The sequence below is a fragment of the Kitasatospora sp. NPDC056783 genome (assembly GCF_042789895.1).
GTDB lineage: Bacteria > Actinomycetota > Actinomycetes > Streptomycetales > Streptomycetaceae > Kitasatospora.
This window is the reverse complement of the sequence record NZ_JBHUAF010000317.1, coordinates 1-10,026: the sequence shown is the minus strand read 5'-3', so window position 1 is coordinate 10,026 and position 10,026 is coordinate 1. Positions and strand designations below refer to the sequence as shown.

Below are 10,026 nucleotides of genomic sequence, written 5' to 3'. Positions count from 1 at the left end.
ATCTTGAAGAGTCCACACACCTCACCAAGATCACGCGGTGGCCGTTCCAGTTCCCGAACCAACCGGCCCGATCACGAAGTGCGGCTGGAGTACTAAGGGGTATGGGGGCCGTCATGCGCGGGCATGGCTCGGTCGTAGATGCAAGGCCACGAATCATGAGAAGGTACCGGCCATGAAGGCAATAAAGTTCGTCCTCAACGTCATCTGGTTGCTGTTCTGCGGCATTTGGATGGCGCTTGCCTACACGCTCGCCGGAATCATCTGCTGCGTCCTGATCGTGACGATCCCGTTCGGGATCGTTCGCCGGGGATCAGGATCACGCGGGGATCGACGCGACCTTCGATTCGCATTGGCGGCGTGAGGTCGAGGGTCGGGAGCGGCACTCTTTCCACGTTCGCGAGTGCGACGTTCAGCTCAGCCCAAGTGCCATCAGCAGCCCACTCGGTGAAGTACTTCGATGCAGTGCTCGTTGACCCATATTCCTCACGCAGGTGCGGCCAGGAGAGACCCGTCCGAGCCTTCGCGAAGATGGCGTCGGCGGAGCGGCGGACGCGGTCTCGATAGCCCTTCGGCAGCAGGTGACGCACCAACTCCCACTGCTCGCCCGAAAGATCGACAGCCGGAACACCCAATCTTGCTGAACGGTACCAGTCTTGAATGGCGCATCGAGCACCACCCCGCCGGAGGGGCACGGGGCCCTCGACAGTGACCTTTACCTCGAGAATTCCCAGAATCTCACTCTGCTCCGCCAGGCCCATGTTCACCAGTTGGTGCTGTGCCATATCAGCGAGAGCCGTCAGGTCGCGCACACGGCGGTCGGCTTCTTCGACGTCCTCCAGCCAGGCCGCCGCTTCGGCACGCATCTCTTCCAGTTGCCGCAGTTCCTCGTTCAGGGTCACGGTTGCGGCGGTGATGGCGTCCGGGGATTGCTGTTGCTTGGCAGTGGCAACGATCACCGCGGCGATCGAGGCCTTCATCGAGTCGATCTGGCGGTCCAGGTCTGCGATCCGCTCGGCGTGGACCTTCTGACCGCCGTCGGACATGCCCACCCACTCAGCCGCCAGCGCCTTCAGCCTCTCCGAGTCACCAAGCAAGGTGACGACTTCGGACCAGACTCGCTGCTCCACGGCCTCGGCATCGATGTACGAGCAGCCGCACACGCCCTGGCCTGGCACAGTCTCAGCCTTGCCGCTGCACCGGTAGTTGCGTCGGCCGCCCGGGACCGACTCCCGGCTGATCCCGGTGTACGGCGACTCGCAAAGGCTAATCAGCCGACCCGTGAGTGGGTAGGCCGCGCGGTTGCCGTTGCTGCTCTTCGCGTGGGCGGCGACCTTCCGGCGAAGTGTGGCGGCCTGATCCTCGGACAGAACGCGAGGTAGCAAGATGGTCACTGACTCGCCCCAGATCGGCTTGCCGTCCGCGTCGGTCTTGGCGTTCGCACCCCGGAATATCAGCTCCGCGTCGAGCACTGCTCGGGACAGGATCCGGTCACGCAGATTGGCCACGGACCACGGCCGCCCCGACCGGGAGGTGACACCCTGGACGTTGAAGCGAATGGCGGCTTGCCGCAGGTTGAGTCCCTCAACTACCACCATGTCGTGGACCTGATGCACAACGTCCCGCTCGGCCTCCTCGATGACTAGGCGCGAGGCACCCTTGATGCCTTTATCGGCAATCCGGTAGCCGTATGGCGGCCTGCCGCCGATGTGCGGCGAGCCATCCTCCTCCGCCTTCTCCTGCAGACCACCCTGGGTACGCGAGCGGATGTTCTCCCACTCCGTCTCGGCATAGTCGGCCTCCCTCCGCATCTGCGCACGGCCTTCGGGAGTGGTGTTGTCGATGTTGCGATTGGTGATGGCAACGAAGATGCCCATGTCCTCCAGCGCCCAGACCCAGCGCCAGAAGGCCCGACCGACTCGGCCGATACGGTCGCCCTTCTCCACCACAACCACGTCGAACTCGTCGAGCTTGGCCCTCTCCATCAGCTGGTCGAAGTCCGGGCGCTCACCCATCTCCTTCGACCCGGAGACCCCCTCGTCCTTATACGTGCCGACGTGGTCCCAGCCCTTGCTGGCGATGTGACGGCTGTTCTTACGGGCCTGACTGGCGATGCCGTAACCCTGTTTCTGCTCCTCGGTGCTCACCCGCAGGTAGTCCACGGCCCGGAGGGCGCGTGGCGCGGTAACGCGCGCGACAGTGGCAACGGCACTGCGCATGCGTGTGCTGGGATTCGTCATGTCGACTCCTGGATAGTCGGCTGGCCCCGGGACGGTTGCAGCCGTCGCCGGGGCACTCATCGTGTGGCGAACGTATGCAAACTACATACGGCGCACGGCGGTTTCACGGTCAGCCAGGAGAAGGGCTGCGCGTGGGCCGAACAGCAAGCGGAGAAGCCGGGTGCGCTCGGCGGGAGTCAGCGGGGTTCCACAGGACCAGGAGACAGAGGCCTGGAAACGAGCCGCTACTGGGCTGGCGCCGGCACGGTCGAGCGGGGATTTGCCGCTGGTGGGGTGCTTCGGCTGGGTGCACTGGGTGGCAGCGATGGGACTCCTTTGGCGAAAGCGGAAGATGACGACAGCCGAGGACCGGCCGACATGAGAAGCAGCCAGATCCGGCAGAGGAAGGGGGCGCTCTCTTTCGAAGAACAGCTTGCCACATGATCTGATCCAGATCGATATCCATAGTGTACTGTTCTCATATGGATCAGAAAGTATGGTCGGCCGCCGTAGACGCGGCCATCGCTCGCGAGATCAGACGCCGACGCACAGAGCTGGGGCTGTCCGCTGAGGCCCTGGGGGGCCGGTGCGCGGACCTCGGCTATCCGCTGACCCGGCAGGTGATCTCCAAGCTGGAGTCCGGCGCCCGAAACGGGCCGACTCCAGCAGAACTCCTCATCCTGGCGCGCGCGTTGGAAATGCCCGCGGTCAGCCTGATCCTGCCGCTCCGCCAAGGGCCGACAGCCCAGCCGACTCCTCGTTCGGAGTCCACTCCGTGGCAAGTGGTCGCCTGGTTCACCGGCGAAGACCGTACGGCCCTCCCAGAGGTTCCGGAAGCCGGCTCGCCCCAGGCCATCCTCGACGCCTTCCGTCGCCATGACCGGCTCGTCCGCACAGCACTACTGTCCACAAGGATGGCCGCCGAACGCCGCCGGGACGCCCAGCTCGCACCCCCGGACGAGTACGAGCGGACCAACACCGCCGCCGCCCAACTGGAACAGGTCGCCCAGACGGACCGCAGCGAGCTCCTCACCGCCCGCCAGGCACTGCGCGAACAGGGCCTCTTCCCGCCCCCGCTGCCCGCCGACCTCGCCCACATCGATCGCAAGGAAGCCTGACCAACAACCATCCACCGGGCCAACCCCGGCCATCACGGTCTCCGAGACGGCATCCACCTGCCAGCTTCGGCCACGAGGAGCGGCGGGCGTGGGCCTCGTCGCGGTAGTGGGTGAGGCGGCGCTTGGCGAGGTGTTCGAAGAGATCCTCCGCCACGCCCGAGAAGGCCTCCACGCGGGTGCGGTTGAGGCGCAGGACGTGGTCAGTGCCGACGAACGGGATGCCGAGGAGTTCGTGGTCCGCGTCCTGAACGCTTCCGATCGCGGCGTGCGAGATGCCTTCGTACCGCTTGCGGCCCTGCCGGCCGGTGAGGTATGGAACCGTGGCTGCCGCGTCGCCGGCGAAGGCTGTCAAGCCCGCCGCTCCGGTGCGGGCGAGGGCGTGCTGGAACCAAGCGAAGTGGTTCTGACTCAACTTCCGTGGCCGATCACGCTAAGTGATCGACTGCTGTGGAATCGGCGCGTTGGGCTACCAGATCTGTACTCCGCCACCGACTTCCAACGCCCGCTGGGAGGCGTCGAAGCTGTTGTCCAAACGATAAGCGGCTGTTGTCTTTCCGGGCTTAAGGGCTGTGTTTCTGCTGGTCAGGCATAGGGTCGGCGGTCTCGGGGAGTGGTGACGTGTTGAGTCGTCGCTCTGGTGGAGGTCGGGGAGGCCGTCGGTCGTGGGGCTGCTGGAACATCGTGAGTTGACCGCTCGTCGTCGCGTGGACGAGTTGCGGGAGGAGGCCGACCGTATCCAGGCCGAGCTGGCCGTGGCCGAGCGGGAGTGGAGCGAGTGGGTCATCGCCCGCTCGCGTGTCGGCGAGGTGCTGGCTCCGGGCGACCATGACGCCGTCGGCCCGGAGGCCTTCGAGGACCTGACCAGATCGCCAAGATGAGCGATTGGCGCAAGGACTCCGCCGCGATGCGCTGCTACTTCCGCCGGATTCGGGTCCGGGGAGCAAGACCTCTGAACGGCAGCCCGCGCCGGCCAGCTTGAGGAGCGGCCGGCGCCACTGCGGTAGGCCCGATGTCACCCCGCGCCGCCGTGGCCGGGCCCGACCTCGAGCGCGGACAGTCCGGGCATCCCGTTGCTTCTCAGCGGTTGCCGTAACCGGCCCGCTCCACCGCTTTCAGCACCTCGTAGGAATCAAGGTCGCGCAGCCGGTCTGCCGTGGCGTCCAAGGCGGCGCGCACCTGGAGGGCCCGCTGAGCCTGGTCGCCCGACAAGGAGCGGTGTTCCGGGATCCCTGCAAGGTACTGCCTGACGACCAGGGCGATCGTCTCGTGGACCCTCGGTTCGCGAACAGCCAATGACACGTGGACGGATTCCTCCTTGAGAGCGCGTGCCCGGTGGGCCTGGCCGGGCGGCATGTAGAGGGCTTGGCCCGGCTTCAGAACGAACCGCTCGCCGGGCCCGTTGAGGTCCTGAGCCACTCCGTCGCGCCAGGCGTTGTCGTCCTTGGGAACGTCATAGAGATGCCATTCCTTGGTGCCAGCCACCTGAACGACGAAGACATGCGCATTGTCACGATGGACGTCGAGCCCCCAGTGATCGGCCGGCGTCGTGAAGACCACCGCTCGGACGTGGGCACTCAGCGCGGTCGACAGCCGACGGCAGAACCGCTGTGCCGGCGCGTGCCATTCCTCCAGATTATTGATCTTCAGGCTGGCGCCGGCATGGATCATGGTGCGGACCTTGGCGCCGTCGATGTAGCCGACCTGGGTCTGGCCTGCCACCGTCCGCGGAGACGTGGTCTCGTGTGCAGGCACCGGTGAGCCTTTTAGGGACACCGCGAAGAACGGGTGCCGCAACAGGCTGCAGTCCAGCCAGTCATCGATGTGCTGCGGTGCCACCAACCCAAGGAGGTCTGGGCTTGGTGCGAACGCGTGCGACGCGGTCCCCCAACTGCGCCCAAGCTGTACGGCATCGGGTTCGACGTCGGTCATCGCGGTGAAGGCATCGGCACTAAGGGCTATGTGCATGACTATCCCACTCTTTCGGTCGTTGCGGCAGAGTCGGTCGCATACTGTCTGTCAGGCTTCCGGAGCCACCAGACCAGCCACATTGCGGCAACTGCGTCACAGACGGCCGCGATGACCGCAGGGGTCCGAAACCCCCAGAGGTTCGCGACCACTCCAGCAACGATTGCCCCGGCCGGAACCGTGCACATGGAGATCGTTCGCCCGGCTGCTCCGACGCGGCCGAGCATGACGGCTGGTGACTGCGTCTGCAGGATGGAGCTGTACGACACGTTCCATGAACCCGCCGTCAAGCCGTTGATGCCCATCCCGGCCAGAGCGGTCCATAGGTTCGGGGCCATCGCCAAGAGGATGTAACCGGTGGACTGGAGGGCGACGGCCGACGTGGCGATGCCGATAGGAGCGACGCGCTGCGACAGACGTCCTGCCAGGAGGGCGCCGACGACCCCGAAAACCGCCCATACACCGGTGAACAGGCCGAACTGGGCGGGAGTGGATCCCACGACATGCAGTGCGTACAGTGCCAGGACGGCCTGGTTGCCGCCCGCTGCGAAGTTCATGGCCGCCGTGGTCGCACAAACGCCGCCGACTTGCCGTACTCCGTACATCCAGCGCAGACCTTCGACGATGTCCTGCCACAGAATGCGTGGCGTCATTCTCCGGGCTAAGCGGTCCTCTGGTGGATCGGTACGGACGTTGGCCACGCAGGTGGCGGCCGCGATGAAGCTGGCGCCGTCGACGAGGAACGGAAGGGCGGGGCCCGCAGCGTAGAGCGCGGAACCCGCAGGAGCCCCCGCGAACTGGCCGATGCCCGTCTGTGCCGCGGACAGTCGCGCATTGGCCCGCGGAAGGTCGGGCGACGCCACGACTCTGGGCAGCAGGCTGACGAAACAGGAGTCGGAGACGGTCTGCAAGGTCGTCATGACGAAGACCACGGCGAGGACCATCCACAAGGACGCCCGATCCGCGAAGAGGGCCACGGCCAGCCCGACCGCCAAGACGGCCCGGGCTGAATCGGAGAGCAGGAAGGCCCACCGGGCGTCGACCCGGTCCACAACCGCTCCGGCCCACAAACCGAACAGGACCCAGGGCAAAAAGGTGGCGACCGTCACTAGGGCGGTCAGACGTGGATCACTCGTGATCGAGGCCGCGAGCAAGCCGACCGCAGCGACGCGCCCGGCATCGCCGAAGCGGCTGCCGACGGACCCGTACAGGAGAAGGTCGAATCTTCCGCCGAGCGAGGATCCGTGCTTCCCGTCCAACTTTCGTCGTCCTGGTATCACGCTAGGGCGCCCACCGTGGAAACCAAGCGCAGGATCTCTTCTGCGTCGGCTCGCTTGCGGTCCCAACTGCTCAGCCTGTCGGGTGCGAACCACGGCCTGAGTACCTCAGCGGCCTTCGGGGCTGCGGCACACGCGATGTCCAGTAGGGTGCGGGCGGTCCGTTCACGGAAGTGCAGTGCCGAGCACGCGCTCAGCACCGCCTGGGCAGTGGGCGGGTCCAGTTCGCCGGCGCTGACGCACTGATCGAGTAGCCATCGAAGATTGATCAAGGGCATCGAGAGAGGGCGGTAATCGGCCGGGTCGTAGGTGAGGGCCACCTCGTCGTCGGCCCAGACAGTCGAATCCAAGTACTGCCGCACTATCCAGCCCACCGGGCGCATGCCCAGCGGGTGGCACTCGGCCGCGCGCAAGGCGCCCATCGAACCGCCTCCGAGAACGGTGTTGCCTGCGGCGAGTGCCTCACGGATCTCGGTCACCGTGACCGACAAGGATTGACCGAACTCTCCATCGATCAGCGCGATCCGCCACGTTCCGCCACGGAGCTCGGGAAGCGCCGAAATGTCCCCCTGCCGTGCAGGCGGCCGAATGACCTGGCGGAGTTCCGGCGAGAGTTCGACGTCGTACAGGCTCGGCCCGGCGAAGATGGCCACGCGGTGCCTCATACCGTGGCCTCCGAGTAGTGCGGAGACCGCGCGCCGGCGAGTGCGCGGGCCAGGCGAGGACCGACGCGGTCACGTTCCTGGTGGTAGAACTCGAAACCGGGGACCACGACCCGGACGACCCGGAACGGCAGGTCCGGAAGGGTCAGATCCGCGACGAACACGTGAGGGAACCCTCCATCGCGGACCCGCTGGAGCACAGATCGCACGTCCTCGTTGATCGAACCACTGCTCAGATCCGGCAGATCGCCGAGATCGATGGTGGCGGGGATGTCGAGCCACGGACCCAGGGCTGCTTTGACAACGTCGTAGTCCGCTTTCCTGCGCCCGTTGTGCCGCCAGAGGTCTTCACGTCCCCCGGACAGGACGCTCAGCCGCGACTGGGCGGCTTCGGTGAGCGCTCGGCATGCTGCTACCAGAGGATCGAGATGGCACCCAGCGCCGCCGTTGACCAGCAGTCCGTCCTGGCTTTGTTCGTCGTCGGCGATCGCATAGAAGGTGGGGAGGCTGATCTCGTTGGAGAACATGAACAGGTGAACGGCAATACCGGCGTCTTGCAGTTTGTCGGCCAAGTGAGCCGCAGGGGCCGGGAGCGTCTCCAGCCGGACGCGCTGGGCTCTGCGCAGCGTCTCGCCGAAGGCCGTGCAGTCGCGTTCGATGAGTTCGTAGAGTCCGTGAAGTACGGCTTCGGCGAGGCAGTTGCCGGACGCCAGACCGTCGGAGTGCGAACCGAGGAGCCGCGGTGCCGAGCCGTGGTGGTACGGGGTGAAGACGGCGGCGGCGGGAATCAGGACCTGCTCGTTCGAGAACAGCTCACGGGCCCGCCACCATTCGAGGCGGCTGTCGGGGGTCCAGGTGGTGTGGCGGCCGAGGATCAGTCTCCGTGGGTTCAGCGTCGGCTGCTTCGTGCGGAGATCGGCGAACGACCCGTGGGTGCCGGTGCGGCCGTGCTGCTCACCGCAGTAGCGCTCGATGGCTTCCATCAGTGCGGAGACCTTCGCCGCCGTGAGTGTCAGACCTTTGCCGCATGTCACGGTGAGGTTGCCGCGCTCGGCGAACGGCCGCACCGTGTTCACGACCGGGATTCCGACGTAATCCAAACCGGTCACGTCGGAGACCCGGCTCACGCCGGCGACCTCACGGGCGTCCCAGGCGAGTTTCATTGTCTGGTCCAGGACCCGGCTGCGATGCGTTCCATGGGTGATGGCCTTCGTGACCGCGAGCGGGTCGTTCAGGATGTCCTCCAGTCCGGGGACATCGGCGACACCTTCGGTGCCTCTCATCGGATCACTCACCACACTCAGGACGAAACAGGGAGATAGGGTGTCAAGTCCTTGTACTCGTATGCCGCCTCGTTCGGCACCACCGTCGAATACTGCTTGTTCAGCACGCGTTTGAGCGCGGAGGGGTTGGCCGCGACCAGCTCGGCAAGGACCTCCAAGGTCAGGCCGATCAAGCCCTTGCGGCGGTGGCAGGTATCGGGGAGTACTCCGGTGTACCCGGCTCCCCCGGTGTGGGCCCGGTGGTAGCACTCGCCGCCGCAGGCGTGGCGTGCCCAGCACGAGTTGCAGGGTTCACGCTCGTCGACTCGCTGGAAGAACGGCGCACGGTCGTTCAACAGAGGGAGACCGCGCCGGACGTTCCCCATGCTGAAGGTGCCCTCTTCCAGGAAGTGGTGGCACGGGTAGATCTCTCCATCGGGCCCGACACCGAGCGCGGTGCGGCCGGCGGAGCAGGGGTACCAACTGGCGGTGGCCCGGCCGCGCATGAGGATGCGCTCGATGAATCCCTCGAACGGCATGACGGAGACTATGGTCCCGGCGAGCAACGACTTCCGGTACCACTCCAGAAGGGCGAGACTCTCGTCTTCGGTCGATCCGGCTGCTATGCCGTCCTCGCCGTAGGCGGGCTGCACGTGGATCTCGTTGAATCCGAGATCGAGAAGGTACTGGTGAAGCGCCACCAGAGGAGTGTTCTCAGCAGCCACCGCGCGTACCCGCAGAACGTCCTGGGTGCCGGACTCGACCAGTTTGCGGATGTTACGCAAGACTGCCTTTGAGGTCGGACGTCCGCTCAGGTAGACGCGGTGCTTGTCATTGAGAACGGGCGGGCCGTCGAGACTGACCACAAGCGATACCCTGTTCTCGCCCGCCCATTTTATGACCTCTTTGTTCATCAGTGTGCCGTTGGTGTAGACACTGAAGTCGATCTTTTTTTCCTCCCGCGCGGCCCGCTCGCGCGCATAGTCCACCGCGCGGTAGAGCACCGGCTTCTCCAGCAGCGGTTCGCCACCGACGAACACAATGGAGAAGCGTCCGGTCGCGGCGTTCTGATTGAACAGCGCGTCTATGCTTGCAAGGGCCGTCTCCTCGGACATGCCGGTCGGCACCTCACTGCCCTTACGGTCCTTGACGTCCAGCTCGTTGTAACAGTAACTGCACCCCATGTTGCAGTGGTAGGTGTTGCCGATGATCAATTTGCTGATGGCCACCTCGCCGGCGGCAGGAGGAATGGGGGACGCACCCGCCTGGAGAGCAGCATCGATGCGCGCCCAGGATTCCCTATCGGCCTCGCTCACCTCGAGCTCGCCGTGTCCCAGATGAGCGTAGCGCAGAGCCCGTTCGACGATGTCCCGTGGCGCTCTGACCAGGGTCATGCGCTCAGCGTCGTAGAGAGTCGCAGTCTTCTCGTTCCCACCCAGGACTCGCCGATGCTGAAAATCCATGAGATTCACCCCTTCATCGATCATTAGCAAGGGCCGTCGCCGGGCCGGAAATATATTCCGGCC

9 protein-coding genes and 2 pseudogenes are annotated in these 10,026 nt (G+C 65.6%); 5 read left to right on the top strand and 6 right to left on the bottom strand.

Going from position 1 to position 10,026, the window contains the following annotated elements:
• Positions 1 to 172: 172 nt before the first annotated feature.
• Positions 173 to 298, top strand: a pseudogene (locus tag ACFRMQ_RS31565) (YccF domain-containing protein); the annotation flags it as partial.
• On the opposite strand, the gene ACFRMQ_RS31560 reads toward ACFRMQ_RS31565, so the two are convergent.
• Entirely contained in the window at positions 258 to 2,237 is a 1,980-nt protein-coding gene (locus ACFRMQ_RS31560) for a recombinase family protein (protein WP_380734134.1), read from the bottom strand. The pseudogene ACFRMQ_RS31565 and the gene ACFRMQ_RS31560 sit on opposite strands and share 41 nt — an antisense overlap.
• Positions 2,238 to 2,698: 461 nt before the next feature.
• Between ACFRMQ_RS31560 and ACFRMQ_RS31555 the strand changes: the two are divergent.
• From ACFRMQ_RS31555 to ACFRMQ_RS31540, 4 genes and pseudogenes are all read left to right on the top strand, one after another.
• Positions 2,699 to 2,911: pseudogene (locus tag ACFRMQ_RS31555) on the top strand (helix-turn-helix domain-containing protein); the annotation flags it as partial.
• Between the two features lie 219 nt (positions 2,912 to 3,130).
• On the top strand, positions 3,131 to 3,334 hold the full coding sequence (locus ACFRMQ_RS31550; RefSeq protein WP_380734136.1) for a hypothetical protein: 204 nt from the start codon (positions 3,131 to 3,133) through the stop codon (positions 3,332 to 3,334).
• Between the two features lie 88 nt (positions 3,335 to 3,422).
• Positions 3,423 to 3,926, top strand: a complete 504-nt coding sequence (locus ACFRMQ_RS31545; RefSeq protein WP_380734133.1) for a hypothetical protein — start codon at positions 3,423 to 3,425, stop codon at positions 3,924 to 3,926.
• A 94-nt stretch (positions 3,927 to 4,020) separates the two neighbouring features.
• Positions 4,021 to 4,212, top strand: coding sequence for a hypothetical protein (locus ACFRMQ_RS31540; protein WP_380734135.1), 192 nt, complete (start codon positions 4,021 to 4,023; stop codon positions 4,210 to 4,212).
• A 199-nt stretch (positions 4,213 to 4,411) separates the two neighbouring features.
• Here ACFRMQ_RS31540 and ACFRMQ_RS31535 read toward each other — a convergent pair whose 3' ends face one another.
• From ACFRMQ_RS31535 to ACFRMQ_RS31515, 5 genes are all read right to left on the bottom strand, one after another.
• Positions 4,412 to 5,299, bottom strand: a complete 888-nt coding sequence (locus tag ACFRMQ_RS31535) for a JmjC domain-containing protein (RefSeq protein WP_380734132.1) — start codon at positions 5,297 to 5,299, stop codon at positions 4,412 to 4,414.
• A gap of 2 nt (positions 5,300 to 5,301) precedes the next feature.
• Positions 5,302 to 6,558, bottom strand: coding sequence for an MFS transporter (locus ACFRMQ_RS31530; protein ID WP_380734131.1), 1,257 nt, complete (start codon positions 6,556 to 6,558; stop codon positions 5,302 to 5,304).
• 17 nt (positions 6,559 to 6,575) lie between these two features.
• Positions 6,576 to 7,229 (bottom strand): TfuA-like protein, encoded by a 654-nt coding sequence (locus tag ACFRMQ_RS31525; protein ID WP_380734130.1) that lies wholly within the window; start codon positions 7,227 to 7,229, stop codon positions 6,576 to 6,578.
• 8 nt (positions 7,230 to 7,237) lie between these two features.
• Entirely contained in the window at positions 7,238 to 8,521 is a 1,284-nt protein-coding gene (locus tag ACFRMQ_RS31520; RefSeq protein WP_380734129.1) for a YcaO-like family protein, read from the bottom strand.
• 17 nt (positions 8,522 to 8,538) lie between these two features.
• A partial coding sequence (locus tag ACFRMQ_RS31515) for a radical SAM protein (protein ID WP_380734128.1) occupies positions 8,539 to 10,026 on the bottom strand: 1,488 nt, incomplete at its 5' end.

What these genes read in the sequence shown, in the direction of transcription:
- ACFRMQ_RS31560 (WP_380734134.1), bottom strand. Translation starts at nt 2,237, where the DNA reads ATGACGAATCCCAGCACACGCATGCGCAGTGCCGTTGCCACTGTCGCG.
- ACFRMQ_RS31520 (WP_380734129.1), bottom strand. Translation starts at nt 8,521, where the DNA reads ATGAGAGGCACCGAAGGTGTCGCCGATGTCCCCGGACTGGAGGACATC.
- ACFRMQ_RS31550 (WP_380734136.1), top strand. Translation starts at nt 3,131, where the DNA reads ATGGCCGCCGAACGCCGCCGGGACGCCCAGCTCGCACCCCCGGACGAG.
- ACFRMQ_RS31535 (WP_380734132.1), bottom strand. Translation starts at nt 5,299, where the DNA reads ATGCACATAGCCCTTAGTGCCGATGCCTTCACCGCGATGACCGACGTC.